The organism is bacterium (assembly GCA_021372615.1).
GTDB lineage: Bacteria > Armatimonadota > Zipacnadia > Zipacnadales > UBA11051 > JAJFUB01.
Genome location: JAJFUB010000131.1, coordinates 46349 through 69485, shown reverse-complemented (window position 1 = coordinate 69485; position 23137 = coordinate 46349). Strand labels below are relative to the sequence as shown.

General features: G+C 68.3%; 20 protein-coding genes. 19 read left to right on the top strand and 1 reads right to left on the bottom strand.

What is annotated here, in order from left to right:
• Nucleotides 1–90: 90 nt before the first annotated feature.
• The 17 genes from LLH23_19525 to LLH23_19445 all read left to right on the top strand — a co-directional run bounded on the left by LLH23_19525 (nt 91) and on the right by LLH23_19445 (nt 14642).
• On the top strand, nt 91–450 hold the full coding sequence (locus LLH23_19525; protein ID MCE5240657.1) for a prepilin-type N-terminal cleavage/methylation domain-containing protein: 360 nt from the start codon (nt 91–93) through the stop codon (nt 448–450).
• Between the two features lie 78 nt (nt 451–528).
• Entirely contained in the window at nt 529–1890 is a 1362-nt protein-coding gene (gene accC, locus LLH23_19520) for an acetyl-CoA carboxylase biotin carboxylase subunit (protein ID MCE5240656.1), read from the top strand.
• Complete coding sequence (locus tag LLH23_19515; protein ID MCE5240655.1) at nt 1887–2057, top strand: hypothetical protein; 171 nt, start codon at nt 1887–1889, stop codon at nt 2055–2057. The genes accC and LLH23_19515 overlap by 4 nt, the downstream gene beginning before the upstream one ends.
• Nucleotides 2058–2127: 70 nt before the next feature.
• Complete coding sequence (nusB, locus tag LLH23_19510) at nt 2128–2604, top strand: transcription antitermination factor NusB (GenBank protein MCE5240654.1); 477 nt, start codon at nt 2128–2130, stop codon at nt 2602–2604.
• A 108-nt stretch (nt 2605–2712) separates the two neighbouring features.
• On the top strand, nt 2713–3084 hold the full coding sequence (locus LLH23_19505) for a hypothetical protein (GenBank protein MCE5240653.1): 372 nt from the start codon (nt 2713–2715) through the stop codon (nt 3082–3084).
• Nucleotides 3062–3457: a helix-turn-helix domain-containing protein gene (locus tag LLH23_19500; GenBank protein ID MCE5240652.1), complete on the top strand. Its 396-nt coding sequence runs from the start codon at nt 3062–3064 to the stop codon at nt 3455–3457. The genes LLH23_19505 and LLH23_19500 overlap by 23 nt, the downstream gene beginning before the upstream one ends.
• Nucleotides 3458–3543: 86 nt before the next feature.
• Complete coding sequence (xseA, locus tag LLH23_19495; protein MCE5240651.1) at nt 3544–4740, top strand: exodeoxyribonuclease VII large subunit; 1197 nt, start codon at nt 3544–3546, stop codon at nt 4738–4740.
• A gap of 138 nt (nt 4741–4878) precedes the next feature.
• Entirely contained in the window at nt 4879–5175 is a 297-nt protein-coding gene (gene xseB, locus LLH23_19490) for an exodeoxyribonuclease VII small subunit (GenBank protein ID MCE5240650.1), read from the top strand.
• A 48-nt stretch (nt 5176–5223) separates the two neighbouring features.
• Nucleotides 5224–7089: a 1-deoxy-D-xylulose-5-phosphate synthase gene (gene dxs, locus LLH23_19485; GenBank protein MCE5240649.1), complete on the top strand. Its 1866-nt coding sequence runs from the start codon at nt 5224–5226 to the stop codon at nt 7087–7089.
• Between the two features lie 38 nt (nt 7090–7127).
• Entirely contained in the window at nt 7128–8591 is a 1464-nt protein-coding gene (locus LLH23_19480; GenBank protein MCE5240648.1) for a tetratricopeptide repeat protein, read from the top strand.
• Nucleotides 8592–8597: 6 nt separating this feature from the next.
• Nucleotides 8598–9470: an NAD(+)/NADH kinase gene (locus LLH23_19475; GenBank protein MCE5240647.1), complete on the top strand. Its 873-nt coding sequence runs from the start codon at nt 8598–8600 to the stop codon at nt 9468–9470.
• A 29-nt stretch (nt 9471–9499) separates the two neighbouring features.
• Nucleotides 9500–11227, top strand: a complete 1728-nt coding sequence (gene recN, locus LLH23_19470) for a DNA repair protein RecN (GenBank protein ID MCE5240646.1) — start codon at nt 9500–9502, stop codon at nt 11225–11227.
• A 65-nt stretch (nt 11228–11292) separates the two neighbouring features.
• Nucleotides 11293–11544 carry a ferredoxin family protein gene (locus LLH23_19465; GenBank protein MCE5240645.1) on the top strand — a complete coding sequence of 84 codons (252 nt, stop codon included), beginning with the start codon at nt 11293–11295 and terminating at the stop codon, nt 11542–11544.
• Nucleotides 11541–12596, top strand: coding sequence for a 3-methyl-2-oxobutanoate dehydrogenase subunit VorB (vorB, locus tag LLH23_19460; GenBank protein ID MCE5240644.1), 1056 nt, complete (start codon nt 11541–11543; stop codon nt 12594–12596). The genes LLH23_19465 and vorB overlap by 4 nt, the downstream gene beginning before the upstream one ends.
• 30 nt (nt 12597–12626) lie before the next feature.
• Nucleotides 12627–13409 (top strand): thiamine pyrophosphate-dependent enzyme, encoded by a 783-nt coding sequence (locus LLH23_19455; GenBank protein MCE5240643.1) that lies wholly within the window; start codon nt 12627–12629, stop codon nt 13407–13409.
• Nucleotides 13393–13932, top strand: coding sequence for a 2-oxoacid:acceptor oxidoreductase family protein (locus LLH23_19450; GenBank protein MCE5240642.1), 540 nt, complete (start codon nt 13393–13395; stop codon nt 13930–13932). The genes LLH23_19455 and LLH23_19450 overlap by 17 nt, the downstream gene beginning before the upstream one ends.
• Nucleotides 13933–14006: 74 nt before the next feature.
• Complete coding sequence (locus LLH23_19445) at nt 14007–14642, top strand: hypothetical protein (protein MCE5240641.1); 636 nt, start codon at nt 14007–14009, stop codon at nt 14640–14642.
• Between the two features lie 130 nt (nt 14643–14772).
• Here the strand turns inward: LLH23_19445 and LLH23_19440 are convergent, their stop codons facing one another.
• Complete coding sequence (locus LLH23_19440) at nt 14773–15822, bottom strand: DUF2961 domain-containing protein (protein ID MCE5240640.1); 1050 nt, start codon at nt 15820–15822, stop codon at nt 14773–14775.
• Between the two features lie 310 nt (nt 15823–16132).
• Here LLH23_19440 and LLH23_19435 point away from each other — a divergent pair, with 310 nt between their 5' ends.
• Together LLH23_19435 and LLH23_19430 are read left to right on the top strand one after the other, a co-directional pair.
• A complete protein-coding gene (locus LLH23_19435) occupies nt 16133–19648 on the top strand; it encodes a M6 family metalloprotease domain-containing protein (protein MCE5240639.1) in 3516 nt (1171 codons plus the stop codon).
• A 10-nt stretch (nt 19649–19658) separates the two neighbouring features.
• Nucleotides 19659–23066, top strand: a complete 3408-nt coding sequence (locus LLH23_19430; GenBank protein ID MCE5240638.1) for a S8 family serine peptidase — start codon at nt 19659–19661, stop codon at nt 23064–23066.
• The last annotated feature ends 71 nt before the right edge of the window (nt 23067–23137 follow it).

The window sequence follows — 23137 nt, the reverse complement described above, 5'->3', positions numbered from 1 at the left end:
GGGGGGCCCGCCCACCCGCCGTGGGGCCCGCCCCACACGACGCGGCACCCAGGGCCTTCGTCAGGACGGCCTTCATCTGGAGTGCAAGCCATGGGCCAACTGATCCGTTCCCGGAAGGGCTTCGTTCTCATCGAGATCCTCGTCGTCGTCGCCATCATCCTGATCCTGGCGGGTGCGTACCTGGGCCTGCACGGCAAGGGCGGCAAGAACGAGAAGAGCATCCCGGCCAAGAGCATTGAGAAGGCCGAGTCGGTGGAGTGCATGTCGAATCTGAACCAGATTCGACAGAGCATCCAGATGGACACCGCCACCGGCGAAGGGCCGCCGGCGCGCATTGACACGGGCGTGACGGCCTCCATCAGCAAGTGCCCCGTGAGCGGGAAGCCGTACAGCTACGACGCCCAGACCGGCAAGGTCTGGTGTACGACAGCCGGGCACGAGCGGTACTGACAGATAGCGGCGCGATTCATCGCGCCCAGGCCACCCCGGGGCGCGACGAATCGCGCCACTACATCCCCCGAGGAAGCCATGTTTGAGAAGATCCTGGTGGCCAATCGCGGCGAGATCGCCTGCCGCATCATGCAGGCCTGCCGCGAGCTGAAAATCGCCACCGTGGCCGTGTACTCCGAGGCCGATGCGGAGGCGCTGCACGTGCGTGTCGCCGATGAAGCGGTGTGTATCGGCCCCCCGCCCAACCGCGACAGCTACCTGAACGCCGCCAACATCATCAGCGCGGCGGTCATCACCGGCGCCGAAGCCATCCACCCCGGGTACGGCAATCTCTCCGAAGTCCCCAGCTTCGCCGAAGCCTGCGAGGCCTGCAAGATCACCTTCATCGGGCCACCGTCGAGCGTCATCTCCCAGATGGGCGACAAGGCGGAGGCCCGGCGCGTGATGCACGCTGCGGGCGTGCCGATCATCCCCGGCAGCGAGGGCGCCATCAGCGACCTGCGCGAGGCGCGCGAGTTGGCCGACAAGATGGGCTACCCGGTGCGCGTCAAGGCGGTCAGCGGCGGGGGCGGCCGGGGCATTCGCGTGGTGCAGAACGCCGAGCAGATGGGCCCCGCGCTGGAGACGGCCCGCGCCGAGGCGCGCGCGGCCTTCGGCAACGGCGACGTGTACATGGAAAAGGACGTTGAGGAGCCGCGCCACGTCGAGGTGCAGATCCTGGCCGACACGCATGGCAATGTGATCCACCTGGGCGAGCGCGAGTGCTCGATCCAGTACCGCAACCAGAAGCTGCTGGAGGAATCGCCCTGCCCGGCGGTGTCCAACACACTGCGCCGGCGACTGGGTGAGGCGGCGGTCAAGGCCGCGCAGACAGTGGGCTATGTCAACGCCGGGACGATCGAGTTCTTGCTCGACAAGCGCGGGAAGTTCTACTTCATGGAGATGAACACCCGCGTGCAGGTCGAGCACCCCGTCACCGAGATGCTGACCGGCGTGGACATCGTGCGCGAGCAGATCCGCATCGCCGCCGGCGAGAAGCTCGGCCACGAGCAGGGGCGCATCTGGTTCAACGGCCATGCCATCGAATGCCGCATCCTGGCGGCGGACGGCGACCGCGACTTCATGCCCTCGCCCGGGACGCTGACCGAATGGCGGGCGCCGCACGGGCCGGGCGTGCGCGTGGACAGCGGCGTCGTGGCAGGCTCCACGATCTCGTCTTACTACGACCCCATGGTGGCCAAGGTCATCTGCTGGGACCACAACCGCGCTGCGGCCATCGCCAAGATGGAGGGTGCGCTGCGCGGCATGGTCGTGCGGGGGATCCGGACCACGATACCGTTCCACCTGCGCCTGCTGGGCAACGCCCACTTCCGGCGCGGGCAGGTAGACACCCATTTCCTGGAGCGTCGCATGTCCGGCGCCGAGGAGGAGCGTCTGTGAACGACTATGCCCCCATCCATCCGTTCTGGCGGGCGCTGGTGGGCGCCGCCTTCGGGTTCGGCGTCGGCCTGGCCGGCCTCATCTTCGGGTTCTGGGCCGCAGTGCTGATGCTGATCCTGATCGTCATCGGCGGTGTCATCGGCGTACTGGTGATCAGCGGGGAGTAGGGGCGCGATCCATCGCGCCCCGGGCGCAGTGGACTGCGCCGCCACGGGGTTGGCAGTCGGAGAGGTCAGAGTGAAACAAGCTGGAGCACGCCGTAAGGCGAGAGAACTGGCCCTCAGCATCCTGTTTGAGGCGGACATTGGCAAGGGCCCCGGAGCCGCCATGGGCAACGCGGATCACACGATCCAGGTGCTCATGGACGAGTGGGGCTTCCGGCCCGAGGAACGCCACAAGCTGCAGGCCGAGATCGAGATGTTCGGCCGCCGCCTGGCCGACCTGTACTTCCGCGACGCCAATGCCGTGGATGAGTTGATCCGCGCCTACTCGCACGAGTGGGCCCTGGAGCGCATGCCGGCCATAGACCGGAACCTGCTGCGGATGGCGCTGACCGAGCTGCGCCACTGCCCCGATGTGCCGGTGAGTGCGGCCATCAACGAGGCCGTGGAACTGGCCAAGGAGTACGGCGGGGCGGAGTCCGGGAAGTTCGTCAACGGCATCCTGGGGGCGTACGCGCGGGATAACCAGTTGGAGGTGGGGGGGAAGGAGTAGGCCACACCGACCTTACCCACCGAGGGGGAGACTACCCACCGACTTTCGTTGTTGCCGCATTATAACTGAAAGGTTATAATGGAAACGCCACGTCTGGACAGGATTCGGGTGTGGGTCAAACGGCGCCTCAGAATCTGGGCTCTGGTGGTCAATGGCGAGACGGAGGTGGGGGAGTTCCTGGATCGTCTCGCGCGGGAGGACCCACAGGCCATCACCAGTTGGGTGCTTCAGTTCGACCAGATCGGACAACGGGATCATTTCGTCGGCGAGAAGTGGTTCAAGCAGATGGCGGGATGGCCGGACCAGTGGGAGGTACGGCGGGGCGATCACAGGCTGATGGGGTTCCGCGTCGGCGACGACCTCATCCTGTGTCTCCATCGCGTCAAACACAAGGCGATGGCGGACCCCGCTGATCTGGCACGCATTGATCGCCTCGCGCGCGAATGGAGAGCGCAGCATGGCACAGCAATGGGTTCTTGAGGACAGCCTCCAGGAACGCCTGGAGGCCGTCGCCAGGGCCAACCCGACCTACGGCCATCAGGCGGCGGTCATGGAGTTGTGGTTCGACCTCACCACGGCCATGAAGGAGCAGCGGATCACGCAGACCGAGTTGGCCGAACGGGCCGGCCTGAAGCAGTCGTACGTATCGAGGGTGCTCTCCGACCCCGAGAAGATCAGCCTGCGCACGGCGTTCCGCCTGTGCAACGCCCTCGGTCTGGAGCTAGTTGTCAAGGCCCAACCCAGGGTGGCTGACCAGGGGCAGGACGACCGCGCCGAGCGGCCCGCACGGACGCCCCGCGTGGCTGAGCGGCGCCCACGAGGTCGCAAGGCCGTCGCGGCCCATTCGGGCTAGCCGCTCGCCACGAGCACGCGGTGTCGGGTGGGCTGCCTGTGGCGTGCTGGAAGCCCGCACTACAGTCCTCGGAGTGACGACGTTCCGTGCTCCCACCCCAGGCTCTTTCCGTTACCGAACTGACCGCCTACCTCAAGCGCCTGCTGGAGCGCGATGAGATCCTGTCCGATGTCTCCGTCCGGGGTGAAGTCTCGAACTTCACCCGGCACTCCTCCGGCCACCTGTACTTCTCCCTCAAGGACGACAACGCCACGCTCAGTTGCGTGTGCTTCCGCAACATCGCCTCCCGCGTGCGGTTTCCCGTGGACAGCGGGATGCGGCTCGTCGTCGAGGGGAACATCTCCGTCTACGAGAAGCAAGGACGCTACCAACTGCTCGTGCGGGCGATGCGGCCGGACGGCGTGGGGGAGCTGGCGGCGGCCTTCGAGGGCCTCAAGGCCAAGCTGGAGCAGGAGGGGCTGTTCGCGCCCGAGCGCAAGCGACCCCTGCCTCGCTTCCCCCGGGGCATCGGCCTGATCACCTCCCCCACGGGCGCCGCAATCCGCGACCTCGTCAGCATCATCTCCCGGCGCTTCCCGCTCGCCCGCATTGTCGTCATCCCGACCGTCGTCCAGGGCGAGGCCGGGGCCGACAGCATCGTCGGCTCGCTGAAGCTGGCCAACGCTCGGGACGACCTGGATGTCCTGGTCGTCGGGCGCGGCGGCGGGTCGCTCGAAGACCTCTGGTGCTTCAATGAGGAGGCGGTCGCGCGGGCGGTGTTTGCCAGCCGCCTGCCGGTCATCAGCGCCGTCGGGCATGAGACGGACACCGCCCTGACGGACTTCGTGGCCGACCTGCGGGCCGCCACGCCCTCAGCGGCGGCGGAGCTGGTCGTGCCCGACGCCGGGGAGTTGCTGCGTCACCTGCAGGCCGTGGGGCGGCATCTGCAGGGCCGGCTGCTGCACCACGCCCAGCGGGGCCGGCAGCGCCTGGAGCGGCTGACCTCCCAGCCGGTGCTGCAGCGGCCCGAGGTCCTGCTGGAGATGCGGCTGCAGCGCCTGGACGAGGCCGCCGAGAGCCTGCGGGAGTACGCTCAACGGCAGATCGAGGCCCGGCGGCAGCGGCTGGGCAGGGCGACGGTGGGCCTGGAGGCCCTCAGCCCCACGGCGGTGCTGGGGCGCGGGTACGCCATCCTCCGGCTGACGGAGACGGGACAGATCGTCCGGTCGGTGCAGCAGGTGGCACGGACGGCGGGCCTGACGATCACGGTGACGGATGGCGACGTCGAGGCGACGGCGCGGTAGCGGCGCGATTCATCGCGCCCCACATGAGGTCGGCTGCCGTGGGCGCGGTGAATCGCGCCCGAAACGGGGTCGGCTGCCGTGGGCGCGATAAATCGCGCCACTACACGGCGGACTGACAACGTGCTAAAATGGATGGCGATGAAGAAGCCCCCCACCCCGCAAGAGATGACGTTCGAGCAGGCCATTGAACGGCTCGAGGAGATCGTGGCCGAGCTGGATCGCGGCGACCTGGCCCTCGAGGACGCCCTGAAGCTCTTCCAGGAGGGCACAGCGCTGCGCGAGGCGTGCGAGCGCAAGCTGGCGGAGGCCGAGGCGGTCGTGGAGCAGTTCTTGGAGCGCGGCTCTCCAGAGCCGCAGGAGAACGGCGCGGTGGCTCAGGAGAGCCGCGCTCCGGCCGCCGGCAATCTCTTCGGCGATGATGATGGCGAGCAGTAGGAGGGGCCGGGCCTCAGCCGGCCTGCGGGGGATGGAACGCAACCCAACATGAGCGGCATTCTGGAGACGATCAAGCAGCCGGCGGACCTGCGGGCCCTGACGCGGGAGCAACTGACGCAGTTGGCCGGCGAGATCCGCCAGCGCATCCTGCAGACGGTCTCCAACACCGGCGGGCACCTGGCCCCCAACCTGGGCGTGGTGGAACTCACCATCGCCCTCCACCACAGCTTCAGTTCCCCCCAGGACAAGCTCATCTGGGACGTGGGGCACCAGTGCTATCCCCACAAGCTGCTGACCGGCCGCCAGGACGAGTTCGACCGCATCCGGCAGGATGGCGGGCCGTCGGGCTTCCCGCGCCGGAGCGAATCGGAGCACGACGCCTGGGGCGCGGGCCACGGCAGCACCTCCATCTCGGCCGCCCTGGGCTTCGCGGTGGCGCGGAACCTGCGCGGCGGCGATGAACGCGTGGTGGCCATCATCGGCGACGGCTCTCTCACCGGCGGCATGGCCTTCGAGGCGCTGAACCAGGCCGGGCAGCAGAACGTGGACATGCTGGTGGTGCTCAACGACAACGAGATGAGCATCGGGCGCAGCGTGGGAGCCCTGGCGGCGTCGCTGTCACGGGTCCGGGCCGAGGTGGAGCCCGCCATACGGCGCTTCCGGCGCGATCTGGAGCGGCTGCTGCGACCCATGCCCGGCGGCGACGCCATGGTCCTGTTCGCCGACCGGGTGCGCGAAGGCATGAAGGAACTGGTCGTGCCAGGGATGCTCTTTGAGCACCTGGGCATCACCTACCTGGGACCCATTGACGGCCACGACATGGTGCAGCTTCTGGCCATGCTGGAGCAGGCCAAGCGCCTGCCGGGGCCGGTGTTGCTGCACGTGCTGACTACCAAGGGCAAGGGCTACGACCCGGCGGAGTGCGACCCGCAGGCCTTCCACGGGACGCGCCCCTTCGACCTGAGCAACGGTCATGAGGAGCCGCGTGAGGGACCGCCGACCTACAGCCAGGTGTTTGGGCAGGCGCTGAGCGACCTGGCCGAGGCCGACAAGCGGATCGTCGCCGTCTCGGCGGCCATGATCGCCGGCACGGGTCTGCAGGGCTTTCGGCGCCGCTTCCCCGACCGTTGCTTCGATGTCGGCATGGCCGAGGAACACGCCGTGACCTTCGCCGGGGCGATGGCGGCAGACGGGATGCGGCCCGTCGTCGCCATATACAGCACTTTCTTACAACGATCCTACGACCAGATACTGCACGACGTGTGCCTGCAGGGCCTGCCGGTGGTGCTGGCGCTGGACCGAGCCGGCCTGGTGGGAGACGACGGCCCGACCCACCATGGCGTATTCGACCTCAGTTTCCTGCGGAGCATCCCCGGGCTGACGATCATGGCGCCATCGGACGAGGCGGAGCTGCGGGACATGCTGCGGACGGCCCTGAGCCTCGACGCACCGGTGGCCCTCCGCTATCCGCGCGGCCAGGGAACGGGCGCCGACATCAGCGGCGCGATGCAGGTGCTGCCCACGGGTCGGGGAAGAGTCGTCCGTGAGGGGGAAGCCCTCACACTCCTGGCCATCGGTTCGATGGTGAGGGCTGCGCTGGCGGCGGCGGAGCTGCTGGCGGACGAGGGGCTGGAGGCGACAGTGGTGGACGCGCGCTTCGCCAAGCCGCTGGACGAGGAGTTGATCCTGCAGCAGGCGGCGCGGGGGCCGATCGTGACGGTCGAGGAGAACGTCCTGGCCGGGGGCTTCGGCGCCGGGGTGGTGGAACTGCTGCAGGACCGGGGTGTTTGTACCCGCATACGGCGGCTGGGGATCCCGGATCGCTTCATCAGCCACGGCAACAAGGCGCGGCTGTGGGCGGAACTGGGCCTCGATGCGGACGGCATCGCCGCCGCGGCGCGCAGCCTCGCCTGAACTGTGTCGGCCGCATGACATCTCTCGGAGTTGGTGCCATGACAGCACGGACAACCGCACTCCTGCTCCTGGCGTTCGTGATCGCCTCGGTGGGGCAGGCCCAGGCGCCGGTGAACCGCGCCGAGTTGGGGCAGCAGGCGTATGCGGCCGGCAAGATGCAGGAGGCGCTGGAGCACTTCCTGGCTGCGTTGCAGAGCCAGCCGGGCCACGCGGTCCTGCTGTGCTGGATCGGCTCGACGTACCTGCAGCTCGGACAGCTTCCGCAGGCGGAGAACTACCTCAAGCAGTGCCTCGCCGCTGAGCCCCGCTATGCCGTCGGCCACAACAACCTGGGCAACGTCTACCTGGCGCAGGGGCGGCTGACGGAGGCCGAGGCCGCCTACAAGCGCGCGGAGGACCTGGACAGCAACTACTTCGACGCCCACTATAACCTGGCGAACCTGTATCTGCGCCAGGGGCGTGACGCGAAGGCCTGGAACGAGTACACCCGGGCGCTGAAGATCAACCCGAACGACTTCGAGGCCCACCTGAACTTCGGCGTGGCCCTGCAGAAGGTCGGCGAGGTCGGCAAAGCCATCGAGCAGTACGAGGCGGCGCGCCGGCTGCGGGCCGATGACAACCGGATTCTGGTCACGCTGGGGGCCATGTACCTGAAGGTGGACCGCTTCGACGACGCCAAAGCCCGGTACGAGGAGGCGCTGAAGCGCGCACCCGACAGCGCCGAAGCCAACCTGGGCCTGGGCATCGCGCTGCACCACCTCAAGCAGCCGCAGGAGGCGCTGGCGGCCCTGAAGAAGGCCGAGACCCTCGACCCCCGCAGCTTCGCGGCCAAGTACAACCAGGGGCTCGTGTACGCGACCGTCGGAGACGTCAAGACAGCCGAAGAGGCGTACCGGAAGGCCCTGGAGCTGCAGCCCGATGACGCCATGTGCCTGAACAATCTGGGGGGCGTGGTCTTCCAGCAAAGCCGCGTGGCGGAAGCCGTGGACCTGTTCGGGCGGGCCGTCAAGGCGGATGGCACGCTGGCGGTGGCACGGGTGAACCTGGCGCTGGCGCTGGAGGGGGCCGGGCGCAAGGACGAGGCCTTCGAGCAGTGGCAGACCGCGGCCCAGCGCTTCCCCGAGGAGGCGGCGGCCCACAGCGGCCTGGGCAATGCCTACTACGAGCGCAAACAGTACCCCCTGGCCCTGGCAGCGTATCTGCGCAGCCTGGAGTTGGAGCCGGGCAACCCGCAGGCAGAGAACAACGTGGGCCTCATCTACCTGACCCAGGGCAACCTGGACATGGCCGCAGCCCACTTCCGCAGCGCGCTGAAGGCGAACCCGCGCTTCGCGCAGGCGGCGAACAACCTGGGCGTGACGCTGGAGCGGATGGGCAAACTCGAGGACGCCAAGGCGCAGTACCGCAAGGCCCTGGAGATTGACCCGCAGTGCCAGCCGGCCCAGGAGAACCTCAAGCGGCTGGGGTCGAGCAGCAGGCCGGGAGAACAGGCGGTAGGATAGAGGCCCATGCCTGAGAGCACCACAATCAGTCGCGTGGGCATCGTCATTGCCTCGCACCGACCCGGTGCGGCCGATCTGGCGCGCCAGCTCTGCGGCGAGCTGCAGGCCCGTGGGCGCGAGTGCATCGTGGATGAGGAGATGGCGGGAGACTGCCCGCCGGGGGTGGAACTCGGCTCGGCGGCGCAGTGTGCGGTCAGCGACCTGGTGATCGTGCTGGGTGGCGACGGGACGCTGCTGGCGGCAGCTCGCGAGGCCGCCCCGCGTGGGACGCCGCTGCTGGGCGTGGACATGGGGAGCTTCGGCTTCCTGGCCGCCGAGGCGCCCGAGCAGCTTCTGGGGGACCTGGATCGGCTGCTGGCCGGGCAGTTCGCGGTCGAGCGCCGGATCATGCTCCGCGCCCAGGCGCCGGGCGGCGAGTTCCGCTGGGCGCTGAACGATGTCGTGGTCGGCAAGCCCCTCTATGGCCGCATGGCGCGCATCCGGACGAGTCTCGACGGCGACCACATCGCTACTTTCCCCGCCGATGGCCTGATCGTGGCGACCGCCACCGGCTCGACGGCCTTCAACCTGTCCGCCGGCGGGCCCATCGTGGATGCCCGCATGGCGGCGATGATCCTGACGCCCATCTGCCCCCACACGCTCTACTCGCGCCCCCTGCTGGTGCCGGCGGAGGTGCAGGTGACGATGCAACTGGCGGGGGATGGCAAGGAGCGGCCGGAGGCCGTGGTGTTCGTGGACGGGCAGGAGCTGTGCAGCCTCAGCGAGGGGGATGAGGTGCACGTCACCCGGGCCGAGCGCGACGCCCTGCTGGTGCGGCTGGGGGAGTCGCGGTTCTACGGCCGCCTGCGCGAGAAGCTCAGGTGGGGGACGGAGCGGTAGCGCCCCCGCCCCACAGTCGGAGCCACACCGTGCTGGTCGAACTCACCATCAACAGCTTTGCCCTCATTGACGACCTCACGGTGTCCTTCCGGCCGGGCCTGTCCGTGCTGACCGGCGAGACGGGGGCCGGCAAGTCCATTCTCATTGACGCCCTCAGCGCCGCCCTGGGCGAGCGTGTCTCCGCCGAGGTCATCCGCAGCGGCGCCGCCACGGCGACCGTGGATGCCGCTTTCGCGGCCCGGGAGTGCGCCCGGGCGCTGGCGGCGCTGGAGGAAGCGGGGGTGGCCGCCGGGGAGGACGGTCTGATCGTGCTGTCGCGGCAGATCTCGGGCGGGCGCAGCCAGTGTCGTGCCAACGGCCGGCCGGTGACGCTGGCGACGCTGCAGGAGATCAGCCGCCACCTGGTGGATGTCCACGGCCAGCACGAGCACCAGGCGCTGATCCACGAGGAGAACCACCTGGAGTTCCTCGACCACACGGGCGGGGAGGAGCACCTGGCGCTGCGGCGGGAGTATGAAAGCCGGTATGCGGCCCTGGGCGAGGCGCGGGCGGCGCTGACGGCCCTGCGGAGCCACAGCCGGGAACGCGAGCAGCGGCTGGACATGCTGCGTTTCCAGGTGCAGGAGATTGCCCAGGCGGAGCTACGGGCCGACGAGGAGGACGAACTCCAGGCCGAGCGCCGGCGGCTGAACTCCGTCGAGAAGCTGGAGGAGCTGGCCGGGGAGGCGCTGGCGCTGCTGGGCGGCGACGATGGCGCGGCGGGCGTCGGCGCGGCGCTGGCGCAGGTGGCGGGGAACGTGGAGCGCCTGGCGGACATTGACCCGTCGCTGCGGCCCCACGCCGACGAACTGGCCGGGGCGGCCACCGCCGCCGCCGAGGCCGAGCACGTCCTGCGGGGCTACGTGGAAGCCCTCGACGCCGATCCGCACCGTCTCGAGCAGATCGAGCAGCGCCTGGACCTCATCAGCCGCCTCAAACGCAAGTATGGCGAACGACTCGGGGATGTGCTATCCTATCTGGAGCAGGCGGAACGAGAACTGGCGGCGATTGAGAACTTTGAGGAACAGGAAGCGGAGCTGACGCGGGCCGTGCGCCAGGCCGCCGAAGCGGCGGCGCAGGCGGGGTTGCGGCTGTCCGCAGCCCGGCAGAAGCTGGGCCGGGCGCTGGCGCGGGCCATGGCGGAGAGCCTAGCGTCCCTGGGGATGCCGGCGGCGCAGTTCGAGGTCGAACTGCAGAGCCAGAGCGACCCCGAGGGGCTGCCGACGCCGGACGGTCCGGTGGCGGCCACGGCGCGCGGTCTGGACGAAGTGCGTTTTCTCTTCTGCGCCAACCAGGGCGAGGAAGTGCGGCCGCTGGCCAAGGTGGCCTCCGGCGGCGAGCTATCGCGCATCATGCTGGCCTTCAAGTCGTTGTGCTCGCGCGGGGCGGAGATCCCCACGATCATTTTCGACGAGGTGGACGCCGGAATCGGCGGTCAGACCGCCCACCGGGTGGGGGAACGGCTGGCTGAGTTGGCGCGGCACGCCCAGGTGCTGTGCGTCACGCACCTCCCGCAGATCGCCGGCCTGGCCGACCAGCACCTGCACGTGGAGAAGGTTGTCAGCGACGGGCGCACGACCGTGGCGGTCGCCGAGTTGGCGGCCAGTGAGCGCGTGGAGGAGTTGGCGCGGATGTTCGGGTCCGCTGGTGACGACGCCACGGCGCAGAAGCACGCCCGCAAGCTGCTGCAGGAGGCCGCGGGCCGTCGGGCCGGCTGAGCCCGTCCTCGCCCGAGCGTCACGTCTCGTCTCCTGTCCCTCGCCTCCTGCTGTAAAGGACGCCCATGAACAAGCTTACCATCAACAGTGAGCGCTGCAAGGCCTGCGGGCTGTGCATCGCTCACTGCCCCAAGAAGCTGCTGGAGCCCTCCCCGGCGCTCAACGAAGCCGGGTACCACCCGACCGTGCAAAAGGAGCCCGAGGCGTGCACCGGGTGCGCCATCTGCGCCCTGATGTGTCCCGATGTGTGTTTCACGATCGTCCGGGCGAAGGAAGCGGCGGGCGAGGCCCGGCCGGCGGCGGAGGTGCGCCCGTGAGCGAGCGTGTCATCATGAACGGCAACGAGGCGTGCGCCTGGGGCGCCATCGCCGGCGGCTGCCGCCACTTTTTCGGCTATCCCATCACCCCCCAGAACCAGATCCCCGAGTTCATGGCCCGGCACATGCCCGAGGTCGGTGGTGTGTACCTGCAGGCCGAGAGCGAGTTGGCGGCCATCAACATGGTGTATGGGGCCGCGGCGGCCGGGGCGCGGGTCATGACGAGTTCCTCCAGCCCCGGCATCTCGCTGATGCAGGAGGGCCTCTCGTACATGATCGGGTCCGAGCTACCGTGCGTGATCGTGAACGTGGTCCGCGGCGGTCCGGGCCTGGGGAACATCGCTCCGGCCCAGTCAGACTACTTCCTGACCACCCGCGGCTGCGGCCATGGCGATGGCTCGGGCCTCAGCTTCGCACCCTACAGCGTGCAGGAACTGCACGACTGGACCGGCAAGGCGTTCGACATCGCCTTCCGCTACCGCACCCCGGTCACGATCCTGGCCGACGCCATCCTGGGCCAGATGCAGGAGCCCTGCACCCGGGCGCCCTGGGGCGACCCGCCGCCGGTCGAGGCCGACTGGTGCGTGGGTGGGGTCCGGGGCGACCGGCCACGGAACATCATCAACTCGCTCTACACCGTGCCCGACGAGATGGAAGCCAAGAACCTGACCATCTTCGAGCGCTACCGCGAGGCCGCCGCGCGCGAGACGGTGTGGGAAGAGTACGGGCACGACGAGCCGGACATCTTGCTGTGCGCGTATGGGATCAGCGCCCGCGTGTGCGAAACGGCCGCTGACTGGGCCGGCGAGGTCGGTCTGAAGGCCCGCTTGCTGCGCCCCGTCAGCCTCTACCCGTTCCCCGCGGCTCCCCTGCGGGCGTGGTCCGAGCGCGTCAAGATGATCCTGGTGGCCGAAATGTCCATGGGCCAGTTCATCCAGGACGTGCAACTGGTGGTGGAGGGCCGCTGCCCGGTCGAGCTGGTGTCCCGCACCGGGGGGAACTTCCTGACGCCCGAGGAAGTGCTGGCGAAGATACAGGCGCTGCTGCAGTAACAGACCCATGCCGCTGACAGGAACTACGCGATGAGCACAACATATGCCGCAGACGCGCAGGTGATCTACGAGCGTCCGAGCAGTCTGTGCGATGTCCAGATGCGCTACTGCCCCGGGTGCACCCATCCCATCGCCCACCGGCTGGTGGCCGAGGTGATAGACGAGTTGGGCCTGGGCGACCGGACGGTGGCCATTGCCAGCGTCGGCTGCTCGGTGTTCGGCTACGAGTACTTCAACCTGGATTCCGTGCAGGCCTCCCACGGCCGCTCCCCGGCGGTCGCCACGGGGATCAAGCGGGTGCGGCCGGACACGATCGTGTTCACCTACCAGGGCGACGGCGACCTGGCCGCCATCGGGATGGGGGAACTGATCCACGCCGCCAGCCGCAGTGAGAACATCACGGTCATCTTCATCAACAACGCCGTGTTCGGCATGACCCAGGGGCAGATGGCGCCGACGACGCTGCTGGGCATGAAAACCACGACCACGCCGCTGGGCCGCACGCCGCAGGTGGACGGCCTGCCCATGCAGATCTGCGAACTCCTGCGGACGCTGCCGGGGGTGAGCTACCTGGCGCGGGCCACGATGATTGATCCGAAGGCCATCCGCAACGCCAAGCGGCGCATCCGGCGGGGCTTCGAGACGCAGGTGGCGGGCAAGGGCTTCTCCCTGGTCGAGTTGGTCAGCACCTGCCCGACCTGGTGGCAGAAGCCGCCGCTCGAGGCGATGGAATGGCTGCGCGACCACATGCTGCCGGTCTATCCGCCGGGCGTCTTCAAGGACTGGGGAGAGGGGGATGGCCATGCGCAATGAGGTCTTCATGGCGGGCACCGGCGGGCAGGGCGTCCTGCTCATCGGCCAGCTTCTGGTGCAGGCCGCCAGCGAGCAAGGCCTGCAGGTGTCGTACTTCCCGATCTACAGCCCCGAGGTGCGTGGGGGCTCGACAACCTGCACGGTCGTGGCCTCCGACGGCGTGGTCGGCAGCCCGATCTCGGGCCGCCCGGCCTCCATGCTGCTGATGGACCAGCTCTCGGTGGATGGGAACCTGGCCCGGCTGAAGGACGGTGGGCTGGTGGTCCTCAACGCGACGCTGGTGCGCCAGGTGCCGCGTGAGGATGTGCACGCCGTGTGGATTCCGGCCACTGACAAGGCGATCGAGATCGGCAACGAGCGCATCGCCAACATGGTGATGCTGGGGGCCTACGTGGCGGCCTCCGGGATGGTGCCGGTCGAGGCCCTGGAGCGAGCCCTGAGCACCGTGCTCCCGGAACGCCACCACAAGTACCTGCCGCTGAATGTTCAGGCCATTCGCCTGGGTGCTGAGCTGGCCCGGTAGGGGCGCGATTCATCGCGCTGGACGTTGGGCCACACTGGACCGGGCGCGATGAACCGCGCCGCTACGAGGTGGACATGCTATCACGACTGGACGAGATTGTTGACGGGCTGCGCGAGTACTGCGATGCCCTGGACCATGCGCGCGAGCAGGCCTATGTGCTGTCGCGGCAAGTGGTGCGGGCATCGTCAGTGGCCATCAAGCACGCCCACCGGCAGGAGATGCCGCAGGCGCGCGAGCAGCTCGCCGAGGCGCGGAAGCTGACCCATGAGATGCTCGCCGCCGTGGCCGACTCGCCGGAGTTGCGTTTCGGCGGCTTCGTCCACGACTCGGAGAAGGAGTACTGCGAGGCGGCCATGGTGCTGGCGGCGCTGAGTGATGAGGCGCTGCCGACGCCCGAGGAGTTGGGCGTCTACCCCGTGGCCTGGATCAACGGCCTGGCCGAAGTCGTGGGGGAGCTGCGACGGCACGTGCTCGATCTGGTCCGCATGGACCGTGTCGAGGAGGCCGAGCGGTACCTCGAGGCCATGGACAGCATCTATCAGACGATCATGAGCTTCGACTACCCGAACGCGATCTCACAGGGATTGCGGGGTCGGTCGGACGCGGCGCGGGGGCTGATCGAGCGCACGCGCGGGGACCTGACGAACGCCCTACGGGGCAGCAGGCTTGAGCGCCGGATGAGGGAATTGCAGGAAAAGCTGGAACAATAGTGCCCATTTGGGAGTAAAATGGGGACGAGGGACAGAGCCTTCCCGGCGGCCTGGTGCGGACGTCAGCCGACGTTCGTCACGGGAAGTGTCTCTGCCCCTCATTCGTTTGCGGCTCTGGCGAGCCGCGCTCCTAACGGCTCCAGCGCGCCGGTGGCGGCGGCATGGCCGGGAAGGCCGCGTGCGGCTCGGACTGGTACCAGTATCGTACCGAGGCGATGTCATCGGTCAGCGGCTGGAACTGCCCGTTGGGCCACCAGCCCAGCTCCTGCATCGTGACCTTCAGGTCCTCGTCGAAGCGGATCGGGTCCATGACGTGCCAGCGGTACAGGCCATGCTTGGGGACCCGTCCCGGCTCCTTCTGCCACAGCGGGTAGCCCAGGAAGGCCGTGCTGAAGGTGTCCCCGAAGCCCCAGGCTCCCCCGAAGTAGTCCTCCGTGCCGGTACCGCAGATCGTCGGGAACTGCGTGTCGCCATCGAGATAGAACTTGATCTCCCCCTCGCCCCACCACCCGTCGGAAAGCTGCGTCCAGGCCAGATATGTGCCGACATACTGCCCCCGGCCGCGGATGCCGTCGAGGATGACATGCTCGGGGACCTCGCGCGTGCCCATGGAGCGGCGCCACTGGGCGTGGAAGGTCGCGGCCTCATCGGGCACGGGCGTCTCGGCCCACGTGATCTGGTAGAAGAAGCCCCCGATGTCCTCCCAGCGCTGGTTCTCGACCGTGACGCGCGCGCCCCGGCCGAAGGGCATGGGCCAGTAGCTGTTCATCCCGCCCGAGGGGTTCACGGCGATGGGGAGGGAGTTGACCTTCGCCCGCAGGCTGTGGCCGCAGCAGAACAGGTCGCCCAGGGGGATTTCGACCGAGGGGGTGTCCTCTCCGTCCCAGTACATGCGCAGCAGGCAGTCGCGATAGGCCTTCTCGCTGACGGTGATCCAGATGTGCTGGATCACACCCGGGCCGGCGATGTCGGCCAAAGTCACGGTCTCGCCGGCCTTGACGGTGATGCACGGGCGGACCTTCCAGCCCTGGCCGAGGGCTGCGGCAGCGCCCCCGTCGGGGATGGCCTGGGCCCCGGCCCCGGGGGCGCCAGCGGGATTCTCCGCCGAGATGGACCGGGTCTTGCCCGGGTGCAACATGTAGACCGCGCCGAGCCCGCAGTTGAAGGGTAGCCAGGACATGGCAGTTGGCTCCTTGGTCGCCGGAATGGGCGGAGGTTCGCCGCCGTTTGGCGGGCTCCTGCCTGTGGCGGCCCTCGGGTGAGGGCTGGCCTGTCAACCGCGGTTCGGGAGCACCTGCGGCTCACGGGCCACTGTGCCCCAAACATGCCGCCACGGCACGACTGGTGCACCTTGCGTTTGTATGTGACCTCTGGTATCATCACCTTGGTTTCAATGCGCTTCCCGCCATGGCGTCTCGTGGTCGGGGAGCCAACGCGTGCAGCCGAACTGACGCCCCGGCAGCGCCCATGCCGGAGTTGGGGAGATGACCATGCGTCACTGTTTGCCGCTGATGTGCCTCCTGCTCGTTGCACTCTGTCTACCCCCTGTGCTCGCCCGGCCCAGCCAGGACGGCCTGCTCACCCAGATCGCCAGCCACGCGCAGGCAGGGGAGCGAGTCCTGGTGGATGTCTATGATCCGGGCACCCGGCAGTTGCGCCAGGTGGACATGAGCGGCTTGACGGCGTATGCCATGGCAAACGCCGGTCGTGGGGGAGGGCCGGAGCTCATGCCGCCCCACCCGCGGTTGCTGCGAGATGGAGCGGTGGGCACCCGGGCTCTGGCTACGTACCGTCGGCTGGTCAAGAAGCCGGGGCTGGAGGCGCCCGGTTGGGGCCCCGGTGCCGCAGATCGACTGCATCCCCTGGCGGCCGGCGCGCAACCGGTGGCGGGGACATGGCGCGCGTTGGTCCTGCTCGTGGACTTCTCTGACAAGACGCCGACGCTCTACCCGGGCACGGCGGGCGCGACGCACTTCAACTCCATGCTGTTCGATAGCCCCGCGTATACCAATAGCCTGCAGGACTACTACAGGGAGGTCTCCCGCCAGGCCTTCACGCTCAACGGCAGCGCCGTAGGCGGCACTGCCGGTTGGTACCGCGCCCCCCAGACGAATGCCTACTACGTGAACAACAATGCTGGCCTGGGCACGTACCCACAGAACAGCCAGAAGCTCGTGGAAGACGTGGCCGCCCTGGCGGACCCGGATGTGGACTTCTCGCAGTACGCCAATGACGGCAGCGACTACATCAACGCGCTGTTCGTGGTGCACGCGGGGATGGGGCAGGAGGAGTCGGGCGACGCGACGGACATCTGGTCGCACAAGTGGCAGACCTACACCCAGCCGGTCCTCGATGGCAAGACGCTGAGCGTCTACAGCATCGAGCCGGAGAACGGTCTCGTAGGCGTGTTCGCCCATGAGTTCGGGCATGTACTCGGGCTCCCCGACCTGTACGACTATGGCTACGATTCGACGGGCGTCGGCGACTGGAGCCTGATGGCGTTCGGGTCATGGGGCGGCGGCGGAGCGCTGCCGACGCAGTTGGATGCGTTCTGCCGCGTGGAGTTGGGGTGGGTGGACCCCGTCGTGCCGACGAGCTCGCAGATCAACGTGTCCTTCCCGCAAATCGAGGGGAACCCCGTCGGGTCGTCAAGCGGGGTCATCTACAAGCTGTGGTGCGGCACCCCGACCAACGAGTACTGGCTCGTCGAGAACCGACAGCAGGTGGGCTTTGACGTCTCGCTCCCGAGCAGCGGCCTGCTGATCTGGCACATAGACGAGGACATGCCGGACAACGACACCCAGTGGTACCCGGGGCTGAACGCGCTCCTGGGGCACTACCTGGTGGCGCTCGAACAGGCGGACGGGCTCTGGGAACTGGAGCATTACTACAGTTTCGGGGATAGCGGCGACCCCTATCACGACAGCATCACGGGGTTTGGTCCCCTGACCACGCCGAACTCGAACACGTACGAGAGCCTCGATAGCCTCATTGGGGTCCGCAACATCAGCTCCTCGGGCACCGTCATGACCGCTGACCTGGACATCAGCGACCCCGCGCCGGGGGCGCCTCGTTCACCCATTGCCGCCGATACCGCTGGTGACAGCGGCGGCAGCATCACCGTGTCGTGGAGCAAGTCCACCGACGACGGGCGCGGGTACAACGATGTGGTGAAGTACGAGGTGTGGCGCAGCACTGCGGCCGACGGGACCTTCGAGTACCTGGGCGACGTGCTCGTGGGCGGGCGGACGTATGTGGACCTGGTGCCGGCGAACTACGTGGATTACTACTACAAGATCTTCGCCTGCGATGCGGTGAACAAGACTCCCTCGAAGGTCACATCGGCGGCACAGGCGCGCGACGACATCGCGCCTGATGCGGTGACCTGCACGGCGGCGGACACGCCGACCGACGACGGGGGCTCGATCACCATCTCCTGGAGCAGCTACGCGCCGCCGGCGGACTTCCTGCAGTATCGTGTCTACCGGTCGGAGAGTGACTTCGAGAACGTCACGGCCGACGGTGTGACGCTGCTGAAGACGTTCACCAGCGCCGGTACGAAGGGCTGTCTGGACGCGACCACCGAGGATGACAAGGACTACTACTACGCCGTCACCTGTGTGGACACGTCCATCCCAGGCAACGAGCGGACGGCCGTGGAGGCCGCCGGGCCGGCACGCTCCAACCCGAACTACGGCTTCTCCTTCCCCTCAGGCCTCTCCCTCATCGGGATCGGCCTGACGCTGCAGAACAACCAGCTTAGCGACGTCTTCGACCTGAGCACCGGCCTGCAGTTCGCACGCTGGAACCCGGCGCTGGGGACGGACGGGCAGTATGTGGTCTACACGTCCGGCTCAACGGACAGCTTCCTGCGTGTGTCGCCGGGGCGTGGGTTCTGGATGCGCGGCACCAGTCCGGTGGCCCTGAGCCTCAGCGGCTCGGCGGCCACGAGCGACGTGCGCGTGGACTTCAGCGTGGGCTGGAACCAACTGGGTAACCCTTACGTCAGCGATGTGGATGTGTCCGCCGAGGGCACTGGCGTGCGCATCGGCGGAACGTTTTACACGCTGACGGAGTCGAACGAGCGGAAGTACACCCGCGACTTCTTCTGGATCTATGACACTTCGGCCAACAGCTACAAGCTGGTCAGCCCGAACATGACCCTGGCCACCAAGGTCATCAAGAAGGGCGCGGGGTTCTTCTTCCTGTCCCAGCGGGCCGGGCAACTGGTCCTCAAGAAGCCGGACGCAGCGAGCGCCGCCGCGGTCGCGACGACAAGCACCCAGGCGCCGGCCGATGAGTGGTCCCTGCGCCTGGCAGCGGCGATTGACGGGGCGGCGGACACAGACAACTTCCTGGGCGTGAGCAGCCGGGCGGCGGCCCTGACGAACGTTGTCAGCCCGCCCGCCGCGGGGGACGGCCCTGACCTGTACTTCTCGGGCAGCGGTGGACGCACCGCAACCGACTATGTGGAGAGCCTGGGCGCGGGACACACCTGGACGGTGGACGTCGCCTGCGCCCGACCTGAGGCAGCCATCAAGCTGACCTGGCCCGACCTGTCAGCTTTGCCCAGAGACGTGCGGCCTGTCCTCACCGACACGGTGACTGGCCGCAGTATCTACATGCGAACCGTGAGCAGCTATGTCTTCACACTGGCGTCGAGCGAAACCAGCCGACGGCTCAACATCACAATCGGCGCTGGCGCGGGGAGCGCACTTGTCCTCCGGAGCACCTGCACCCAGGGCGCTTCGGGCAACGTGCGCGTTGCCTATACCCTCACCACCCCGGCGACGGTGGGTGTCGAGGTCCGCAATGTGGCGGGGCGACTGGTGCGGCAGTTGGGCGGCAGTTCCGTCAGCCCCGCTGGCAGCAGCGAGATCCTGTGGAACTGCACCTCAGCCAGCGGGCAGAGGGTGCCGGCCGGCCAGTACCTGGTGTGCGTCACCGGCACTGCCGAGGACGGACAGGTTGTCCGCGCGATCCAGACGGTGCAGGTGCGCCGCTAGCGAGACAATGATGACGCATGAACGCAGACTGCGCCGAACGCCGCCGTGGGCGGTGTTCGGCGTGTTGCTTGTGTGGGCCCTGGCCACGGCGACGTGGGCCGCTCCGGTACGGCTGAAGACGGTGATGGTGGGCCCGGTGCGGACCGTGCACACTCCGCACGGGATCATCCTGCGCGCTCAGGAAGCGGTGGCGGACCGGATCGTGGTGCAGTGGGCACCCAGCGTGCAGGCTGGCGCGGCCCAGGCGGCGGTGGCCCGGGTGAACGGCAACGTCGGCAGGCGCGTGGGCCGCAGGACGCAGATCATCGAGTTGCCGACCGGCGCCGACGTGGTGGCGGCCGCGGCCGCCCTACGGGCGCAGACGGGGGTAACAGCGGCGGAGCCGGACCTGCTAGTGTACCCGGCGCTCGTCCCGGACGATCCGAACTACAGCAGCCAGTACCATCTGCCGCTGATCGCCGCGCCGGCAGCCTGGGACGTGACCACGGGCAGCAGCAGCGTCGTGATCGCCATCATCGACTCGGGCGTGGACCAGGACCACCCGGACCTGGCCGCCAAGACCTGGTACAACAGCGACGAGATCGCCGGCAACCACAAGGACGACGATGGCAACGGCTTCGTGGACGACTGGCGGGGGTGGGACTTCCGCTACGAGGACAACGACCCGAGTCCCGTACCCAACGGCATTGATGAAGACGGGAAGTATGGCGCCGACGATAACGTGAACCATGGGACTCTGGTAGCCGGCACGGCGGCCGCCGTGGGCAACAACGCCTACGGCGTGGCCGGCGTGGACTGGGGCGCCAGGATCATGGCCCTGCAGGTCTTTCCCGATGACGGGAGCGCGTATCTGAGCGCCGTGATCGAGGCGATGTACTACGCCATCGAGAACGGGGCCAACATCATCAACCTGAGCATCGGCACGGCGTACACCAGCATCTTCACCGCGCCCGTCACGGACGCCTACGATGCCGGGGTCCTGGTGGTGTGCGCCGGAGGGAACGAGAGCACGGAGCTGACGGACTCCTCGGCGACCTGGGAATCGCCGGTGTGCAACGACGGCACCGACGTGTACTCGCAGAACCACATCCTGGGTGTCGGGGCGACGGACCGCTACGACGTCAAGTCCTACTACAGCAACTTTGACAGCAGCTCGGCCCATTTCATTGATGTGATGGCGCCGGGCGACGCGATCTACGGGACCTTCGTGTACTTCCCGACGGTCTCGGGCTTCGGCAGCTACTTCGGCACCATGAGCGGGACGTCGTTCTCATCGCCGATGATGGCAGGTCTGGCGGCGCTGGTCAAGAGTCAGCGGCCCACAGCGACGCCGGCTGACCTGATAGACGCCATCTGCACCGGCGCCGACAACATAGACGCCGCGAACCCCGGGTATGTCGGCATGCTGGGGGCGGGGCGCGCCAACTGTGCCGGGGCGCTCGGCGTGTCGGTGGCGCCGTCCGCGCCGACGAACTTCACGGCCGAGGACACGCCCGATGACGAGGGGGGCAGCGTCACCCTGACGTGGAAGAGGTCCAACGACGACGGCGGCGGCTCGGACACGGTAACGGGGTACGGGGTGTGGCGCCGCCAGGGGAGCACGGGAAGCTTCACCCAGATTGCCACGCTGCCCAGGGGCAGCGAAGGGTACGTGGACACGGACGTGACCACCGGCCTGAGCTACTACTACAAGGTGAGCGTCACCGACGGGACACTGACGAGCGAGACGAGCGTGGTCGGGCCGGTGCAGCCGCTCAACGATAGCCCCCCGCCGACCGTCAGCAACGTCATGGCGGTGGACCGCGAGGACGACAGCGGTGGGGCCATCGTCGTGTCGTGGAATCCCTATGTCGCGCCGGCTGACTTCTACGCCTTCGTGGTCTACCGCAGCACCCACAGCTTCACCAGCGTGAGCGGTATGACGCCCGTGGCGATGCTGGCCGACCCGAGCGCCGTGTCGCATGTGGACGCGACGGTGGGTGACGGGGTGGACTACTACTACGCCGTCGGCGTCCGGGACACGGCGGGCAATGAGACCAAGAGCCTGACGAGCTATGGGCCCGTGGAGGCCTACCCGAACACGCCAGTGAGCTTCGCGGCGGGAACGTACTTCATGGCGACCCCGGCGGCACCCACCGACGGCGACCCGGCCACGCTGTTTGGTATGGCGGCAGGTTCCTTCGCCTATGCGCGCTGGTCGCCGAGCACCGGCGTGTATCTGTATGATGCCGGGGCCAGGCCGCTGGCAGACGGGCTGAAGGTCGAGGTGGGGGGCGGGTTCTGGGTGAAGCTGCCGCAGGACGTCAGCGTCATGCCCAACGGCGTGTCCGCCCCGGCGGGCGATTTCGACCTGGCCCTGACGCCGGGCTGGCATCAGATCGGTAACCCCTTCTTCTCCACGACCAACCTGTCCGAGGCAACCGTGACGTACAACGGGGCTGCCATGGACCTGGAGAGCGCCGATAGCTCCGGGATCATGGCCGCCTACGCCTGGGTGTACGACCGGGCTGAGGGGGCGTACGTGCTGGCTTACCCGCAGTTGAGCAGCACGACGACGGTATTGGCGCCCTGGCAGGGCGCCTGGGTGCTCGTATACAAGGACTGCACCCTGACCCTGGCTCGACCGGTGGAGAACGCCAGCGTCAGCGCGACGACGGCCTCGGCCGTGCGCACCAAGGCGGTGCGGACGGCGGATTGGCAGGTCAACTGGTCAGTGCCGGTGCGGGTGAGCTCGGCGGGCGTCAGCGACAGCGCGTGCTACATCGGCACGGCCTCGCACAAGATGACGGGGGCCCGGCCTCCGGCCATCGCGGACGCACCGCGGCTGAGTCTCGCTGCCGCCGGCACGGCGGGGACAGGCAATTATGCGGTTTCCCTTGCACAGTCCGGCCAGACGAATATAATCTGGAACATGAGGGTGGAGAACCTTCACGAGGGGCAGGCGGTGGTCGTCACGACACCGGACCTGTCGGCGTTGCCGCGTGACTCGGTGGCGTTGCTGGAGGACCTGGCGACGGGCCGCACGGTGTACCTGCGGACCGTGAGCCAGTACTCATTCACGCCGGCCTCGGGGGAGACGAGCCGAAGCCTGCGGCTGACCGTGTCGCCCAGGTCGTCCGGGATGCTGACGGTGCAGGCCCTCAGCGCGCAGACTGTGCGGTCGGGCGGGGCCACGGTGAGTTTCACGCTGTCGAACGCGGCCACGTGCTCGGTGTCAGTCATGAACATCGCGGGCCGGATCGTCCGTATCGTCGAGCAGGAAAAGGTGCGGGCCGCGGGGAACAACAGTGTGTTGTGGGACGGGCGCAGCACCGCCGGGACGCTGGTGCCGGCGGGCACGTACTTGGTGCGGGTAACCGCGAACGGAACGTCGGGTGAGAGCGTGCAGGCGATGGGCACGCTCCATGTGCAGCGCTGACGGTGGACGGCCATCCCGGGCCCGGCTGCCGCGGTACGGTACATCCCGGCGCCGGCCGCAGGCACCTGTGC

Bases quoted from the DNA above. Each gene is read 5' to 3' on its own strand.
- LLH23_19525 (MCE5240657.1), top strand. From the start codon at position 91: ATGGGCCAACTGATCCGTTCCCGGAAGGGCTTCGTTCTCATCGAGATC.
- accC (MCE5240656.1), top strand. From the start codon at position 529: ATGTTTGAGAAGATCCTGGTGGCCAATCGCGGCGAGATCGCCTGCCGC.
- LLH23_19500 (MCE5240652.1), top strand. From the start codon at position 3,062: ATGGCACAGCAATGGGTTCTTGAGGACAGCCTCCAGGAACGCCTGGAG.
- xseB (MCE5240650.1), top strand. From the start codon at position 4,879: ATGAAGAAGCCCCCCACCCCGCAAGAGATGACGTTCGAGCAGGCCATT.
- dxs (MCE5240649.1), top strand. From the start codon at position 5,224: ATGAGCGGCATTCTGGAGACGATCAAGCAGCCGGCGGACCTGCGGGCC.
- LLH23_19480 (MCE5240648.1), top strand. From the start codon at position 7,128: ATGACAGCACGGACAACCGCACTCCTGCTCCTGGCGTTCGTGATCGCC.
- LLH23_19475 (MCE5240647.1), top strand. From the start codon at position 8,598: ATGCCTGAGAGCACCACAATCAGTCGCGTGGGCATCGTCATTGCCTCG.
- LLH23_19465 (MCE5240645.1), top strand. From the start codon at position 11,293: ATGAACAAGCTTACCATCAACAGTGAGCGCTGCAAGGCCTGCGGGCTG.
- LLH23_19455 (MCE5240643.1), top strand. From the start codon at position 12,627: ATGAGCACAACATATGCCGCAGACGCGCAGGTGATCTACGAGCGTCCG.
- LLH23_19450 (MCE5240642.1), top strand. From the start codon at position 13,393: ATGGCCATGCGCAATGAGGTCTTCATGGCGGGCACCGGCGGGCAGGGC.
- LLH23_19445 (MCE5240641.1), top strand. From the start codon at position 14,007: ATGCTATCACGACTGGACGAGATTGTTGACGGGCTGCGCGAGTACTGC.
- LLH23_19440 (MCE5240640.1), bottom strand. From the start codon at position 15,822: ATGTCCTGGCTACCCTTCAACTGCGGGCTCGGCGCGGTCTACATGTTG.
- LLH23_19435 (MCE5240639.1), top strand. From the start codon at position 16,133: ATGCGTCACTGTTTGCCGCTGATGTGCCTCCTGCTCGTTGCACTCTGT.
- LLH23_19430 (MCE5240638.1), top strand. From the start codon at position 19,659: ATGACGCATGAACGCAGACTGCGCCGAACGCCGCCGTGGGCGGTGTTC.